The organism is Nitrosopumilus sp. S4, from assembly GCF_054515835.1.
The window spans coordinates 850,017-865,903 of sequence record NZ_CM137258.1 but is presented as its reverse complement, the minus strand read 5'-3'; the positions used below and the strand labels follow the sequence as shown (position 1 = coordinate 865,903).

At 32.0% G+C, this 15,887-nt stretch carries 23 protein-coding genes; 15 read left to right on the top strand and 8 right to left on the bottom strand.

Features of this window, described 5'->3' with window-relative positions:
• Positions 1-32 precede the first annotated feature (32 nt).
• Complete coding sequence (gene prf1, locus ACX119_RS04840; protein ID WP_459350178.1) at positions 33-1,313, top strand: peptide chain release factor aRF-1; 1,281 nt, start codon at positions 33-35, stop codon at positions 1,311-1,313.
• Here prf1 and ACX119_RS04835 read toward each other — a convergent pair.
• Positions 1,306-1,713: an HIT family protein gene (locus tag ACX119_RS04835; protein WP_459350177.1), complete on the bottom strand. Its 408-nt coding sequence runs from the start codon at positions 1,711-1,713 to the stop codon at positions 1,306-1,308. The two genes, prf1 and ACX119_RS04835, sit on opposite strands and share 8 nt — an antisense overlap.
• Positions 1,714-1,792: 79 nt before the next feature.
• Here ACX119_RS04835 and ACX119_RS04830 point away from each other — a divergent pair, with 79 nt between their 5' ends.
• Complete coding sequence (locus ACX119_RS04830) at positions 1,793-2,389, top strand: protein-disulfide isomerase (RefSeq protein WP_459350176.1); 597 nt, start codon at positions 1,793-1,795, stop codon at positions 2,387-2,389.
• A 4-nt stretch (positions 2,390-2,393) separates the two neighbouring features.
• On the opposite strand, the gene ACX119_RS04825 is transcribed toward ACX119_RS04830, so the two are convergent.
• Positions 2,394-2,591, bottom strand: a complete 198-nt coding sequence (locus tag ACX119_RS04825) for a hypothetical protein (protein ID WP_459350175.1) — start codon at positions 2,589-2,591, stop codon at positions 2,394-2,396.
• A gap of 97 nt (positions 2,592-2,688) precedes the next feature.
• Here ACX119_RS04825 and ilvD point away from each other — a divergent pair, with 97 nt between their 5' ends.
• Positions 2,689-4,362: a dihydroxy-acid dehydratase gene (gene ilvD / locus ACX119_RS04820; protein ID WP_459350174.1), complete on the top strand. Its 1,674-nt coding sequence runs from the start codon at positions 2,689-2,691 to the stop codon at positions 4,360-4,362.
• A gap of 103 nt (positions 4,363-4,465) precedes the next feature.
• Here ilvD and ACX119_RS04815 read toward each other — a convergent pair whose 3' ends face one another.
• Entirely contained in the window at positions 4,466-6,151 is a 1,686-nt protein-coding gene (locus tag ACX119_RS04815; RefSeq protein WP_459350173.1) for a helicase C-terminal domain-containing protein, read from the bottom strand.
• Between the two features lie 92 nt (positions 6,152-6,243).
• Between ACX119_RS04815 and ACX119_RS04810 the strand changes: the two genes are divergently transcribed.
• Both ACX119_RS04810 and ACX119_RS04805 read left to right on the top strand, forming a co-directional pair.
• Positions 6,244-6,561 (top strand): hypothetical protein, encoded by a 318-nt coding sequence (locus ACX119_RS04810; protein WP_459350172.1) that lies wholly within the window; start codon positions 6,244-6,246, stop codon positions 6,559-6,561.
• A 371-nt stretch (positions 6,562-6,932) separates the two neighbouring features.
• Positions 6,933-7,196: a hypothetical protein gene (locus ACX119_RS04805; protein ID WP_459350171.1), complete on the top strand. Its 264-nt coding sequence runs from the start codon at positions 6,933-6,935 to the stop codon at positions 7,194-7,196.
• A gap of 19 nt (positions 7,197-7,215) precedes the next feature.
• Here the strand turns inward: ACX119_RS04805 and ACX119_RS04800 are convergent, their stop codons facing one another.
• From ACX119_RS04800 to ACX119_RS04785, 4 genes are all read right to left on the bottom strand, one after another.
• Positions 7,216-7,752 (bottom strand): hypothetical protein, encoded by a 537-nt coding sequence (locus tag ACX119_RS04800; protein WP_459350170.1) that lies wholly within the window; start codon positions 7,750-7,752, stop codon positions 7,216-7,218.
• A 68-nt stretch (positions 7,753-7,820) separates the two neighbouring features.
• Positions 7,821-8,024 carry a hypothetical protein gene (locus tag ACX119_RS04795; RefSeq protein ID WP_459350169.1) on the bottom strand — a complete coding sequence of 68 codons (204 nt, stop codon included), beginning with the start codon at positions 8,022-8,024 and terminating at the stop codon, positions 7,821-7,823.
• A 506-nt stretch (positions 8,025-8,530) separates the two neighbouring features.
• Complete coding sequence (locus tag ACX119_RS04790; RefSeq protein WP_459350168.1) at positions 8,531-9,433, bottom strand: matrixin family metalloprotease; 903 nt, start codon at positions 9,431-9,433, stop codon at positions 8,531-8,533.
• Positions 9,434-9,649: 216 nt separating this feature from the next.
• Positions 9,650-9,904, bottom strand: coding sequence for a hypothetical protein (locus tag ACX119_RS04785; protein WP_459350167.1), 255 nt, complete (start codon positions 9,902-9,904; stop codon positions 9,650-9,652).
• A 61-nt stretch (positions 9,905-9,965) separates the two neighbouring features.
• Between ACX119_RS04785 and ACX119_RS04780 the strand changes: the two genes are divergently transcribed.
• From ACX119_RS04780 to ACX119_RS04745, 8 genes are all read left to right on the top strand, one after another.
• Positions 9,966-10,172, top strand: a complete 207-nt coding sequence (locus ACX119_RS04780; RefSeq protein ID WP_459350166.1) for a hypothetical protein — start codon at positions 9,966-9,968, stop codon at positions 10,170-10,172.
• A 35-nt stretch (positions 10,173-10,207) separates the two neighbouring features.
• On the top strand, positions 10,208-10,798 hold the full coding sequence (locus ACX119_RS04775) for a hypothetical protein (RefSeq protein WP_459350165.1): 591 nt from the start codon (positions 10,208-10,210) through the stop codon (positions 10,796-10,798).
• A gap of 33 nt (positions 10,799-10,831) precedes the next feature.
• Complete coding sequence (locus tag ACX119_RS04770; protein ID WP_459350164.1) at positions 10,832-11,164, top strand: hypothetical protein; 333 nt, start codon at positions 10,832-10,834, stop codon at positions 11,162-11,164.
• Positions 11,165-11,327: 163 nt separating this feature from the next.
• Positions 11,328-11,477, top strand: a complete 150-nt coding sequence (locus ACX119_RS04765; RefSeq protein ID WP_459350163.1) for a hypothetical protein — start codon at positions 11,328-11,330, stop codon at positions 11,475-11,477.
• Positions 11,478-11,793: 316 nt separating this feature from the next.
• Complete coding sequence (locus ACX119_RS04760) at positions 11,794-12,027, top strand: hypothetical protein (protein ID WP_459350162.1); 234 nt, start codon at positions 11,794-11,796, stop codon at positions 12,025-12,027.
• Positions 12,028-12,161: 134 nt separating this feature from the next.
• Positions 12,162-12,629, top strand: coding sequence for a hypothetical protein (locus ACX119_RS04755; RefSeq protein WP_459350161.1), 468 nt, complete (start codon positions 12,162-12,164; stop codon positions 12,627-12,629).
• Between the two features lie 413 nt (positions 12,630-13,042).
• Positions 13,043-13,198: a hypothetical protein gene (locus ACX119_RS04750; protein ID WP_459350160.1), complete on the top strand. Its 156-nt coding sequence runs from the start codon at positions 13,043-13,045 to the stop codon at positions 13,196-13,198.
• A 183-nt stretch (positions 13,199-13,381) separates the two neighbouring features.
• Positions 13,382-13,774 carry a hypothetical protein gene (locus ACX119_RS04745; RefSeq protein WP_459350159.1) on the top strand — a complete coding sequence of 131 codons (393 nt, stop codon included), beginning with the start codon at positions 13,382-13,384 and terminating at the stop codon, positions 13,772-13,774.
• 227 nt (positions 13,775-14,001) lie between these two features.
• Here the strand turns inward: ACX119_RS04745 and ACX119_RS04740 are convergent, their stop codons facing one another.
• Positions 14,002-14,238, bottom strand: coding sequence for a hypothetical protein (locus ACX119_RS04740; protein ID WP_459350158.1), 237 nt, complete (start codon positions 14,236-14,238; stop codon positions 14,002-14,004).
• Between the two features lie 69 nt (positions 14,239-14,307).
• Here ACX119_RS04740 and ACX119_RS04735 point away from each other — a divergent pair, with 69 nt between their 5' ends.
• A complete protein-coding gene (locus ACX119_RS04735; protein ID WP_459350157.1) occupies positions 14,308-14,658 on the top strand; it encodes a hypothetical protein in 351 nt (116 codons plus the stop codon).
• A 94-nt stretch (positions 14,659-14,752) separates the two neighbouring features.
• Positions 14,753-15,643, top strand: coding sequence for a hypothetical protein (locus ACX119_RS04730; protein WP_459351974.1), 891 nt, complete (start codon positions 14,753-14,755; stop codon positions 15,641-15,643).
• Positions 15,644-15,887: the final 244 nt, after the last annotated feature.

Below are 15,887 nucleotides of genomic sequence, written 5' to 3'. Positions count from 1 at the left end.
ATTAATATTCGCACGATAAGGAGAAGCTAGAAATGAAAAAAATTGATGTTGAAAAGCAGGATTCTGTTAAACTCTATAAAATAAGAAAAACTCTTGAGGAATTATCTCAAAAATCAGGAAGAGGTACAGAGCTTATTTCAGTATACATCCCAAAAGGAAAACAACTTCATGAAATTATCAGTTCACTCCAACAAGAACAAGGAACTGCAGATAACATAAAATCAGATCTTACTAGATCACATGTTGTAGATTCACTTGGAAAGGTTGTTCAGAGATTAAAACTCTATAAAAAAACCCCAGAACGGGGGTTAGTGATGTTTTGTGGAGCTTTACCACCAGAGGGAGGAGGTCCTTTAGGAAGTGAAACAGTTACAGTTTGGGAAATTGATCCTCCTAAAGATTTGAATCAATATTTGTACAGATGTGATGATCACTTCCATGTAGATATTCTAAAAGACATGCTAAAAGATGACAATCTAATTGGATTTTTAGCAATTGATGCAAAAGACGCCGGTTGGGGATTGCTGCACGGAGATAAAATCGAGGTTTTATCTCAAACAGGTTCAGGGGTTGCAGGAAAACACAGACAAGGTGGTCAATCTGCAAAAAGATTTCAAAAACTGCGGGAGATGGAACTGACTTATTATTTTAACAGAGTTGCAGAAACCACAAGAGAATATTTTATTGATATTTATCCCATCAAAGGATTAATTATTTCAGGTCCGGGTCCCACAAAAGAGGATTTCATTAATGGCAATTATTTAGAATATAGATTACAAAACATGATCATCAATACTATTGATGCATCATATTCTGGTGCCGAAGGAATTAGAGAAGCATTTGCAAAATCTGCAGAAATTTTAGGTGATTTCAGAATGGTAGAAGAGAAAAAACTTGTCGAGGATTTGTTTAGAGAGATAAATTCACACTCTGGAAAAGGCTCCTATGGATTACAAGAAGTGATAGATTATCTAAAAAACAACGTAGTTCAAACATTGATAATTACTGATAATACAAATTTGCATAGGGTTGAAGGCAAATGCAAAAGATGTCAGAATTTGCAAGAAACTATAGTGGAACGTCCTCTTGTAATTCCAAAAAAAACTGAATTTTCAAGTAACCCATGTCCAAGTTGCAAAGCTATGGAAGTAGAAGTAAATGAGCAAGACATTGTAGATTATTTGGAATTACTTGCAGCAAAAACAGGAACTCAATTAGAAGTAGTTTCAGGTAGTGCTGAACATGGGAATATGCTTGCTAGTCTTGGAAAAGTTGGAGCAATTTTGAGATATAATCCAGGCCATTCTAAATAATATTTTTACGAATTTTATTTGCCAATTCTGAGAGTTCCTCATCAGTTGAAATTTGACGTTTTGTCCAGATAGTTCCTTTACTATTGTATCTGGGGATAATATGAACATGAACATGAGGTATGATTTGTTTGGCTGCTCTTCCATTATTTTGACCAAGACTAAATGCATCAGCACCAGTTGCATCTAAAATGGCTTTTGCGATTTTGGGCACTATTGTGAAAATCTTTCCGACATTTTCTGGTTTCATGTCAATGATTTTTTCATGATGTTCTCTTGGAATGACAAGACTATGGCCAACATCGATAGGATACTTGTCTAAAAATGAAATGTGTGATTCATCTTCATAAATAATATGTCCATCTCTCTTACCATCTAAAATATCACAAAATATGCAGGCCATATAGATCAACCATTTAAGATTTTATTTATTGTTTTTATCGAATAGTTAATTAGGGCAATTTCTGGACTTTGCTTATCCAATGGGCAGAAAAGAACGCAGAGAGCGAGAACAAAAACGAGAAAATTATGCTACTAAACATTCAGCTGAAAAAAGAAAACAAAATCTTATAGCTATTGGTGTTTTTGCAGTAATTGCAGTAATTGTAGGATATGCAGCTTGGCAGTTTGCAACCATGACTGAAACAGCACCAGGAGGACCAGAAAATGCAGGAGCACTTGGAAGCGAACACTCACATGCAGCAATTCTTGTAAAGATTTTCGGAGATCAATTTGATTTTTCAGCACCCGCTTATCAAATCAAATCCAGTTGGATTCATTTTGAAGGGAGAGATGGGTCTACAATTCACAAACATGCCACAGGTGTTACATTAGGATATCTCTTTGAAACATTAGGTTTAGGAGTAGATGATCAATGTTATGTTTTCCAGGATGGAAGAAGTTTCTGTACAAATGAAGATTATACATTAAGATTTTTCATAAATGGAGAACCAGTTTCAGATATTAGAGATTATGAGATTAATGAAGATGACAGAATTCTAATAACGTATGGAGCTGAAACACCTGAAGAAATTGAAGGTCAATTACTAGAATTAGAAAATCAAGAGCTTGTCAAATAATTGTTCAAGAATCACTTTTTGTAGTAAATTTTGCCATTTTATCAAATAGCATATAATATCCACATTTAGCACATCGTAAAACAGTTAATTCGGTGGTAAGGAATTCTTTATCCTCAAATCTCCCACTTAATTTCACATTTTCTCCAGCAATTTCTGCTTTGTTACTTTTGCAAACAGGACATTCAAGTGCTTTTTGTTCCATAAAAGTCTCCCATAGAATTACAATTTAAATCAACTTTACTTGGGAACTCGGTAATCTCAATAAAGTCTAAATTATAGCAAACTGGAAATCCCATGTTATGGAAATTTCTAGCAGAAATGTTGTAGAAGGAACTTCAAGATCACCTCAGAGAGCAATGTACAAAGCTATGGGATTAAATGATGAGGATTTATCAAAACAATTCATCGGAGTTTGTCATACAGGAAATGAAGCAACTCCATGTAACATTCATCTCCCAAAATTAGCACTAAAAGCAAAGGAAGGGGTCTCAGATGCAGGTGCAACTCCTAGAGAATTTTCAACAATTGCAGTTAGTGATGGTATTGCAATGGGACATGAAGGAATGAAATCATCCCTTGTATCCAGAGAAATCATTGCAGATTCAATCGAATTAATGGTCAGAGCTCATCAGTATGATGCACTTGTTGGAATTGCAGGATGTGACAAGAGTCTTCCTGGAACTATGATGGCAATGGCCAGACTAAATATCCCATCAGTATTTGTGTATGGAGGAACTATCATGCCAGGAATGCTTGATGGGAAAGAGCTTACGGTAGTTGATGTTTATGAAGCAGTAGGAGCTTACGATTCAGGTCAATTAACACTTGAAGCATTAAAAAATATTGAGAACACAGCATGTCCAAGTTCAGGTTCTTGTGGAGGAATGTTTACTGCAAATACAATGGCATCTATTTCAGAAGCTATTGGTCTTGCATTACCTGGAAGTGCAAGCCCACCAGCAGAAGATGATAGGAGAGATAAGATGGTATACGATACAGGTTTTGCATGTGCAAAACTACTAGAACAAAATATCAGACCTAAGGAAATTTTATCGTTTGAGGCTTTTGAGAATGCAATTACAATGCTAAATTCAGTTGGAGGATCAACTAATGGAATTCTACATTTGTTGGCACTTGCAAATGAAGTAAATATTGATTTGACATATGATGATTTTGAAAGGATTAGAAAGAAAACTCCCCATTTAGCAGATATGAAGCCAGGAGGAAACTATGTCATGAATTCGTTAGACAAAATTGGAGGCATTCCATTTGTACTAAAAAAACTTCTTGATAAAGGATTGTTAAATGAAAACTGTATTACAGTAACAGGAAAAACGATTAAAGAAAATCTTTCATTAATAAAAATTCCAGATGTTGAACAACACATCGTAAGATCAGTTGAAAACCCCATTCATCAAGTCGGAACAGCTGTAATTCTCAAAGGCAGTCTAGCCCCAGAAGGAGCTGTAATTAAAACCGCAGGAGTTGAAATGACCAAATTTACTGGAAAAGCACGAGTATTTGATAGAGAAGAATTTGCATTTGATGCAGTCTCAAAAGGAGAAATTGATGAAGGACATGTAGTTGTAATTAGATATGAAGGACCAAAAGGAGGTCCTGGTATGAGAGAGATGTTAGCAACTACTGCAGCCTTAGTTGGACAAGGATTAGGTAAAAAAGTTGCAATGGTTACAGATGGAAGATTCTCTGGAGGAACTCGTGGATTTATGGTAGGCCATGTAGCCCCTGAGGCTTATGTTGGCGGTCCAATTTCCCTTGTAAAAGATGATGATGAAATTACAATTGATACTGAAACTAATACTTTAGACCTTCATGTATCAGAACAAGAATTAGAAAATAGACGAAAACAATGGAGCCCACCAAAACCTAACTACACATATGGTGCTCTAGCAAAATATGCAACATTGGTAGGCTCGGCTGCAAAAGGTGCAATTACTAGTCCTAAACTATAGAAAAGATCAATTCGTTCACAAACTTTATAGATCACAATTTCTAAAATTCTCTAGAGATAACAGGCAGAAAAATAAATTATAATAATCAAATTTCTGTTATCTACTACAGATTTTCTAAACCTAGAACATCATAGTATGCTTTTGGAATCATTTGTTGTGCTTTGAATAATACATTATTTACTGCAGTATCAAGAACATACGTTCTTGCCCAATCATCCTCACTTCTAATTGAGCGTCCAAATCCTTGAAGTAATTTTGTAAGGGTTTGAGATGTATACCATAAGGGAAACTTTTCCATCTTTGCTTTGGTTCTCTTTTCTTTATAATTTGGATATGGTACTTTGGCAATTATTTGAAATCGAGATAAATCATCTTTAAGGTCTACGCCTTCCCACAGTGACGAAGAAAGCAGAACTCCCGTAGGATCTGATGCATGCTCAGAAATTATCTCATCTTGGGTTTTTCCGTCTTGATTTTTACTATGACAAATTCTAATCCTCCTAGTATTTTTTGGTGAAAGAAATCTAAGAATTTTCTGACATCGGGGGACTGAAGAAGTAAGAATCAAACCTTTTTCATGAGAATGCTCATCTAAAATTCGATCAATGACTTTGATTACCTCAATCTCATCTTCTTCAGTAGAACCATAGCTTAGTCTCTTAATATTAAGAAGATCAATTTTTCTGTGTTCAATAGGAAAGGGGGATTTCGGAGCATCAACAAATGCAACATCATCTTTTTCTAATCCCATATTTTCACAAAAACTGTTTTTATCTATGGTTGCAGACATGAATATTTGGTATTCAGTTTCAAAGAATGCTTTTGCAAATTTTGAAACATCAATTGGCTTTACAGAAATTGTTCTAAAATTTCCATTGAAATCTTTTATCGGATCATTTACTACAAAATTATCCTTATCATCTAAGATGTCAATTTTAGCTTGAGCAGCTCTGTCAAACCGACGTTCTAATCTAGTGATTAATTCATAGTCAGGTTCTTTTTCAAATGCAGAACTTTCCTTGATATCTTTAATCTTTTTGGCATATGAATATGCAATATCATCAGTCAATTTAATCATGGAATCTAAATCAGTAAAATCATATTTTTCAGAATTAAGATTGCATTCATCAATTTGCCCACTAAATATATCAAATCCAACAAACTGAATAATCTGATCTTCTATTTTATGAGCCTCATCAAAAATAGATACCTTCCTATCTAGGTATTCTTCAAAAAGTTTCTTGTTAAATTTCATTATCTGAAAAAACGCATGATAATTCCATAGAGAATGTTTTGATACCAAGGCATCATATTTTTGTAAATAATAAGGACACGAAGATACATCTTGAGTGTTATCCTCAACTTGTTTAATTGTTGGTTTGAATTTGCAAACCTCAACAATTTCTTTACCGTTTTTACTAATACGTTCTTGGCATTGGCCTTTATCACATGTAAGCCCCCATCTCATTGCTCTTCTTGAATTTTCAACCTTTTCAGACGACATCAATTTTAAACATGGAAAATTTTGTTTACCTTTAACAGATTTCAAAAAAGGGATATCTTTGATATACTGATCTTGTAAATGCTTGGAAGCAGTTACGGTAAAGGAACTATCATAATAACTTGCAATTGTCGCACCAACAAGGGATTTTCCCACACCTGTTGGAGCACATAAAATAATTTTTTTGTATCCGGATTTTAATTCCTCTTCGATTTGATGAATGAGATCTTTTTGAATTTCACGGGGGGTAAATTGTTTAGGAAATTTTTCTAAAAGAGACAGGATCATTCATGTAAATTTGGATTATTAAAAGGATGGAGGTTCTTGTAATATCACTATAATGCAATCGAGTTAAATAACAAGTATGATCTACAATAAATATGGAATTACTAGATGACAAAATGAGAGTTTGGCTTGAAAGTGCAAAATTTGTCAAACCTCTTGCAGGAGTTTATGTTTTGTATAATAGAAATAAAGAGGCAATATTTATCGGAGAAAGTAATAATCTTGAAGAGACTTTTACAAAATATGTAGATACAAATTTTGATGGAAATGAATGCAAACAGAAAACCCAATCCTATCAAAGAATTTTCACTGAAAATCCTAAAGAATTACAATTACAATTAATCGAGCAAGTCAAAAATGAAACAGGTAAAATTCCTGCATGCAATTCTGAAATTAAATTAGAGACACATTAAAGTCATAAATAAAATTTTGATTAATTCGAAAATTTTGCATTTTTAGAAATATGCAGTAATTCATATAATAATATAACATTTTAGCAAATTTAGGAACAGAATTTTTTACAGTTACAGAAAGTAATTAATCTTAGATGTGTGTAATTTAGGGATGCACCAGTGCTACTATTGTGAGCAAATATTTGAATCAAAAGAACAGCTATACGAACATGTTGAGGTTCATTCAGATATTGAACGAAATAAGGAAATAATGGAAAGGAAAAAACAGTCAACAAAAAAATAATCAAATCAAGGCTAAATTAAAAAAAATAGAGTCAGGGTCAGAATTTTTCAAATTCAGGTGGTGATATAAGAACTCTTAATCAAAAAATATGGATTGGGTTGAAGTATTACTAAAAAAATCATGTGATAGAACACTCACAAAAGGAGAAGTTCTTCATAGTCTCTTTCACATGATAGAAGTAAATGAGAATACGTTAAACCATATTCAAACAGACAAAAGGAATTTTGGTCCTGAACTTGAAGAATTAAAACAAACTGAAATAAGAGATTTGAATTTTCATTTAAAATACTACAGAAGTCTGGTGAATTTCATTAATTCAATGCCAGAAAATAAAATAATTGAAAATAAATAAGTTACAACGTAATTAAAAATCACTTTCTTAATCTAGCAAAAATTAAATCAAATTCTTTTTGTTTTTCAATGTTTTTTCCATAATTTGTTTGGGCATCATATTCATTGCTTCGTAATTGAAATTCAAGTTCTAATTTTTTAACCTCTTCACCAATCATTTTACCAGAATCTTCCTTTGCAAATTGTTTTCGTTGTTCTCCATTAGAACCTCTTGTAGGAAATTTTTTTGCATTGAATTGCTCACACAATTCTGAAATCTTTTCTTGCTTGATCAGCTCTGCCAAATCAAATCGACCTTGTTCGTGATTTAGTAATGTGACTTGTTCAGTTGAATTTCTTATCCAAGATAGTAAAGGGTGAAATTCAACAAAAAGTTGTATGTTTTTAACGAAAAACATTATTGCATCACCAATTTTTTCAGAATCTACAACCCAAGTATAACGATATTTTATGAAGCTGTGAGAATCCTCAAAAACAGCAGGGTTTGATTCTGCCTTAAAATCAAACCAATGCAATTTTCTATCTTTTGACCAAACGATAACTTCATGCTCACCCATATCATGTCAAACAAAATCGAACATAAAATTATTGACATGTGTTTGATTAAAAGAAATATCCAACAAAATTATTCGCGTTTACCATCTCGGCCACTAAAACTACCAAAAGTTTGAGGAATGTCAAACCCCAACCATGAATGAATCTTAGATTCTAAGGATTTATGGTATTTTTCATGCTCAATTAATTCTACATCACCCCACTTGCCATCATGCAAAAAAGAACATTTTTCAAAGTGATTGTTTATTTGAGCACCCTTACAAACTATGATCATAATTCTATTGAACGAATTTAATTGAAAAATTTTATGTTAAATAATATGTTTGACGGCATCAGAATTCTAGGGTATGGTCAGTTAAGGCAAACGTAGGAACGCCGTCAAACGGATGACTCGATAGTTATTTTCCATATGAGACTAAAAGATATTGTATGTACATTTTGAACATTTATCGAGTAGGTTAATTTTTGATAGGCTCAAATTCGAATAAAATCATAAAATGGATCACTTTTTCAACGCTTTTTGATCAAATTTCAAGACATGTTTTATTTTAAGAAATTTTGAATATACCAATCATTAATAAATTGGAAGCAAGGTGTTTGCTGGTTTGACATCTGACCGTAACTCCCAAAGAGTCGATGCAAAAAGGATGTTAAACTTGCTTGCTCTCCAAACTATTAATTTCAGTTAATTTTACAAAGAGCATGAACAAGAAATTCTATATCTGGATGGGGATTTCAATTGCAGCACTCATCGTAGGATTTAGTATTTTGTTCAGCTAATTATTGTGTAATTTCAAAATTAGGATTACATCCCAACTGGAAAACTATTTCGTTAGCCTGCTCAATTAATTGATTTTGTTTATCAATGAGTGAGTTTACACTTTTACCTTGAGAATTTAATTTATCTAGAATCTGCTGAGCTTTTTGATAATCTTGTTCAGATAGAGTTTTACCTTCATAGTATTGGTATTGTTTGTAATATTCATCATATTGTTTTTGCTCGCGTGAAATCTTACTTTGTAGAGATTTTATTTTATCACTAATTTCTTTTTCCTGTTGTAATAATTCATCTTGACCGATGTATAATTCTTCAAATCTTTCAGGAACAATAAATCCCCTTGAATTAAAAGTTTTTTCTGGAGATTCAGTAGAATACATTAAATGACCTTCTTCACTTGTATGAGCTAATCCCAATGCATGACCTATTTCATGCATCAAAATATTTGCAACCATGTTTTCATCATTTTGAATAAATTCTCCAGAACAATCTTCAGCCCCTACTGAAATATCTAAAATGCAATGAGTAAGAATCCCAAACAAAACAGTGCTGCATGTTGCAAGTCCTGTGTGAGTAGGTGATGCATATTCTTGCCATCTAATTTCAATGTTTGAATTCTTAGATTGCACAAATTTTAGTTGAGGGTTTTTTTGCTCCCATGTCTCAATTGCCTTTTTAAGAGCAGAAACAGGTATTTGTTTATCAGGTATTTGAGGAACATCCTCAAAAGAATAGTAAATTATTTGCTTCTCATTGGGGGTAATCGCATTTGAGATTTGCTGAATATTCTCAACAGAAGGGGTTAATGCAGGGGATTTTTGAAACGTGTTAAATGGCAGCATATCAGAATACCACATATATCCAAACATGACCAAGGCAAAAACTACTATAATTACGGCCTTCAATGCAGTATTGAAATGAAATTAGTAACTAAAACTTTCTATTGAGAAATAACTTTGCGCCTAGATTAATAATTTCAACAACTAAAATCAACTAATACACACATTTTTTATTTTAAGATAAATTTTTGAATTGACAATATTGCCATAGGTTAGCTGGAATGTTGGTAATTGCCATAACGCAGGACGACATCAATTACCAACTTTATCTATGGCCTAAAATTAACCAGGATGGGAGTTTGTAAAATAATCAGAAATTTCACGATTGGAGTACAACCCATTATTAGTTTTAGATAATTTTTCAACATCACTAAATGCAGGGCATTTTTTGTCTATAGAAAATAATTCCTCACAGTTAGGACATTGGATTACTGTATGTGATCCCCAGTCACATTCAATCTCATCAATAAGTTCAAAAATTACATAGTCATTGCAAATGCATTGTAATCTTTGTTCAAATTTTTTTATCATGTCCATACACTATTTGAAATTCATCATAATTTATTAACATACAATATAAGATAACATTGGTAAATTAATGACTGAATGCCCAACATGTAAGTTATCAATGGAGTCTCATTCAACAGAAGAGTTGATGGAGTGCTGTATGAAGCAAGTTGGTGATGATGAAAATTCTACAGAATTAGGAGTATGTCCTAACTGCAAACATGATCTTAAAAAGCACACAACAAAAGAATTAGCGGAATGTACAATTGCCTTCTTAAAATCAGGGATAAACAACTAAGATAGAATTAAACAATAGAAAAATACCTAATTACCATGAACCACAATACTAGAAAATTGATAGACAAATATTCTCCAATGTGGACAAATAAACAGATTTGGGAGTTTGAACAACTTAATGAGGATTTAAGATTTGACTCTGTTTACGTAGAGCCAGAAAAATTCACTGTTGAATCATGGAAATCAAAATTAGCATACCCAGATTCAGATATCAGAGATGTAGTTGTAAGAACTTTTGATCATTTTCAGGAAGGAAATGAGTTTTGGATTGCAAATAAAGGGCAGGGAAAAATAGATGAAAAATTCATACCATACCTAATGGCAATACTGGCTGATACCGTGATTGAAGAGGAAATATGCCTAAATTTTAGAATCGATCAGGATTGTCTTGTAACATCCATAGACAATACAGCAGATGTAATTGATTGCAAAGAATTCTTTGAGGAATTTTATCATTTAGCAACGGGTTTCAATTATGAAACAGATACTGGAATTCCAGATGATGAAACAGAAGCTGAAATTTACCTCACAAGACTTCAAGAAGAATTTGATGAAAAAATGAAATCACGATTAGGAGACAAATATTTACCAGGAAATAATGATCCAGACACAATTAATTCAAAATGATAACTAAAATACAAGAAAATCATCAATAATTCAATGCCAGATAGAAAACCATTCAGAAGTTTTAGAAGAAAAGAGCCATCATTGACAACCGAACAAAAGATTGAAAGATTTGTATTGAGAAATTCCAAGAGTGGTTTTTTTACAAGAGCATCCACTTTAGCATATAAATTTGAAATTTCAGAAAGCAAGTCATGGGACATAATTGGAGAGCTACTATCTAGTGGGATGTTTGAATCAATTCATGATGAAAGAACAGGAGAGATGAAGCTCTGCGAGTTAGGAAAAAAATATGAAATAATGGATTTGGAGCGAAAAAGAAAAAGAGAAAAATTCAGAGACAATAAAAAGAAAAAACCAACTGACTAACATCACTTGAATATAGTCATTTTCAAAATCAAAGTAAAAATTTAAAATTAGTAAACTCTTAAGTTTAGACAAGTACTGAAAATAATTATGTGTGAAGATGAAAATTTACCAGATCAATGTCATCCATTAATTAAATCTAAAAAGAAAAAAGACGAGGAAAAAAATGAAGCAATGTAAATTATGTGGAACGCCATTGGGAAAAGAGCCAACTGTAGAAGAATTAGAGAAACATTGGAAAACTCAGCATAGTTGGCATTGGAAATCAAATAAAGAAAAAACGCCTAGTGAGGCATTATTAAAAAATAGAGACTAACTGACGTCTTGGAATAGTAGTCGTTTATAGCATGCCTAAACCACTAAACGAAGGCGTCATTATTACTTTAGGCTCGAGATATAAAAAAACAAAGTTGGATACATCAAACATTTGTTTAAAAATAATATCAAAATATTACTAATTTAAAGAACAATCCAAAACAACTTTTCAATTAACAAATTACTAATTTTTTCATATTTTATGCATAGATTAAATTATAAAAAAATTCCTCGTGCTTGAATGAAATTTTTTTTAAACAAAAAACTGTGTAAAAATTAACTCTAGATTTGTAATAGATATGAGGATATTATGAACAATGTCAGTTATAGAGGCATATGATATTAAGGCACGAAAAAAGGTGTCAATGAGAAACCCACAACCATATCTAATGAAGAATGGAACATGGGCACTAAAAGGAACTAGCTCCGAGACTGGAATAAAATTATTCAAAATTGTTGGTAAAACAAAACCATCAGTTAGTCAGTCAAAATTTGAAGCATTCAAAAATCTGTTCTTCAGCAGAAAATGTGAATGTGACAAAAGTTGCTAGATTCTATTTTTTTAAAATACATTTCAAATATTTGTTGTTTATTAGCCATAAGGAATAATTTACATATTAAATCACAACACATTAATTTCATTAGATTCGAAACCATTAATTTGATAATTTGTATATGATTTTCATTGTCATTTGAGATTACTTGGCACAGGAATTTTTATGGAATTTCATGGGCATATGAAAAGGATCGACTAGTAGTATCTACGGTTTTTGAGGATAAAAAAGAAGCAATTGCCATTGCTAAAGAAATAGAGGATTGGAGTGACAAATTTACTCGATTGACAATCATTGAAAAAGAAAATGGTGAGTTTGCAATTTGTTGTTATCAAGATCCTCAAGTATCTAAAAGCAGTACGCATGTAGGTCTGTTTCGAACAGGTATGCGACAAAGTGGAGGATATGAACAAGCAAAACCAATGATCGAAGAGAAATCCCCATTATTGCAAATTGCATTTGCAGCAGATGTCAGAGACATGAATACATATGAACAAATTTCAAGATTAGTTCCTATGAGAAAATGCAGGATTATTTCGGAGAAGGAATTAAAAAAGCAAGAGTACTATTATGAAAAAAGTGCGAATTTAGAGAAATAAAATGATGTGATTCAAAAGATTTTAGATTTGAATCATCATCACTTATGGTCGGGTAATACAAATATTACAAATTGAATTTAAAGAATCACTACTAAATCATACATAGTATTGATACTGATAAATCGTTCATTTGGGTTAAATACAAATTTGAATAAGTCAAATCATGGAAGATAATAATAATCAAACATCATGGGAAGAAGCAATAGGAATCTCATGGCTCATTTCTGAGGAATAAATTGTCTGAAATTTTTTCAGCATGTAGCCCCAATTGTTGGTGTAACAAATCACAAAAGATTCTGAACTAACAAACTAAACCCAATATTTTTAACCTGAAATTCAGATTATTTTTGAACATATCTGAAATTAAAACAGACTCAAGACAAGCATAAATGAGATGTTAAATTTTTCAAAATATGCATTGTGATGATAAAAGAACATTATTTGTTTTAAAAGAAGAAATTGAAAAAACATGGAATTTGTTAAAAAAGTCTGATTTTAAGGACAAAGACATTCTAAGAATGCTCAATGATGTTATTTTAGACTATACAGAGTACAAAAAAGAATCATGAATTCACATAGATATTTTTAATTATTTTTGAAATCATCAGAATCAGAATTTTTTCCTAAAATCCTATCAATCCACTTAAAGAAGGGACATTTTCCTTCATACATAATCCAAATAGCAAAAATGAGTATAAATGGATTCTGAGAAATTAAGATCCCTTAAGTAATATTTGTACGTATTAAATGGAATGGATTTTGAAAATCTCTTAAAGAGAATTATGGATTCAGACGTCAACATCAGACACAGTATAATTACAGATATTGAAGGAAATATTCTTTCAACAAGTCATAGAGATGGTGTGACAAACTACCTATCACCAGATGAAACTGCTTCTTCACTTAAGAGAGCAGCTGCAGCTTGGAAGGGAAGAAGAGAATTAAGCCCAAAAATTGGAAAGGGATTGTATGCAGTAGCAGCATTTGAAAAAATCACTAGAATGACTTTTCCATTAGGAGACAACAACTTAATTTTTGTCAGCATGGGTTCAGATTCAGTAAGAATGGATCTTCACCAAGGAGGACAAAAACAAATTGTGGAACATGTATTAAACATATTGAGCCGAGATCCAACCAAAGAATAGCAACAGAGTAGATTAGGAAAAACCTAATCATTTTTTTGTTTTATAAGACTCCAATTAATCATACAAATGAAAAAATATTCTTTTAATTGATAGTAAACAGTATACAAAATATGTCTATGATAGAACATACAAAAGAATGCAAGTATAGAAATGATAACGATATGCCTCACACTAACTGCTATTGTAAATGTCACAAAATAATTATGGCAGAATCATCAAAAATGGATTCAAGAACTTTTTGATTCTTTTTGTGGATCAAAATTATCAATTATCTCAGTTACATTTTTCAGCACAGTCTCTTTGATTTGATTTTTAGTCATACCTGATTTGTTCATAAGTTTCATTTGATCAAGTAAAGCAAAATGAACTCTACCTTGAAGATAATCAACTATACTGAATCCCTTTTTGGGAAATTCTGTTACAAATAGTTCAATTTTGGAATGAATTTCATCATCTTTGGTCATAGTAGAAATTTAGAAAAACTAGTTATAAAATTTGCAAATCTTCATTAGTATCAACAAAAACCAAATTTCATGACAGAATTTACCCACAAGCCATATGATCGAATTCATGTCAGAGACATGATCAAACTAAATCTTGATGACCTGATTGGAATGATGTCCTCATTGGAATCAGCAAATGCATACTGGGTAGATGGTGTATTATTTGCAAGTTTTGCCATGACTGAATCCGAAGAATTGGCAAAAAAAGAGATGCAAAATGAGATGTATTTGGATAAAATAGTTTTTGCAATATATCCAAACTATACCAAAACTGCCAAATCATCAACTAATCTTGAGATAGGAATACTGAATATGCAGAAAAGTAAATTATACAAGGATTTGATTGCCTGGCTTAAAACACAACCAATCTGGACAGAATAAAAAACAAAATTGTGCCTAGATATGTTTTTGATTGATAACTGTTACTATAGATTACACATTGTATTTTAAATGCTAAAATAAAAAATTAATTTCAATGCAGACAGTACAGATACTAGCATTATTTGCCATCATATTTGTAGGAACAATAACTCCAGCATTTGCATATGATGGTGAAAAATGGGATGATAAACGTCAAATTCTTGAAGAAGAATTTAACCAAAAACGCATCAGTATTGAAAAAATGTTCCAAGAAGAGTATGAAGCATTGGATAGATACTACGAAGATAGAAAGATGGAGATTTATGATAAAATCGAATCAAATTCAACTCTTTCAGATTCAGAAATAGATGAGATGTTCAATGAGTTATTTGATGAATTTGATGAGAAGAGACAAAATCTAGACTCAGAAATGCGTATTCAATTCGATGAGTTAGAAAAAATGTTCCAAGAAGAGATGGAAAGAATATCAGAGGAATATGATGGTACAGATAATATCTATTTAGAGCAAAAACCAGACTATAAGAGACATGATTATCAAGAGAGTGCAGATTACCATACAGAATATCAGGAACCCTACAAAGATGATCCAGAATGGGATTCAATTGAAAAGCTTGCAGATAAAATACTAGATTCTATACCAATGGAGAAAATTCAGAGATTATGGGAATCAGGAGATATTGAATCTCTAATAAGACTCATTGTATCTGAAACAGACTTGACTGAAGAGGAAGCAAAAAAGGTAATAATGTTCTTTGAAAAATACGATAACAAAGACTATGAAAATCACAGTATTGAACCAACTAGGACAGATGTTGTTCACGACAATAATCAAGTTCAAAAATTAGAACAGAGAATATCTGAATTAGAAGAAGAGAATAGAGAACTTCGAAACCATATTGCAGATCTTGAACAGAAAATCAAAGATATCAATATCATTCTCATGGAACAAGTAAAATTCATCTATGAATGGGCCATGTCCCAATAGATTTTTTATTTTTTATAAAGTTTTAATTTTTAAGCCTAAAGAAAAAGTCAGTCTCCTTTACTTTGGAGACTCTGTAATGCATTAACTAGTTTATGTGAGCATTTGGGCTCCCAGCTAACACCGCGAGATGTCTCTGACTCAATGGAAGACATAGGTAGGTGTTTTTGTTAAAAAACTAGAGTCAAAAATAATCACTTTTAGCTAAAAAGTTACGAGTTAATTTCCATACAGCGATCAATTAATT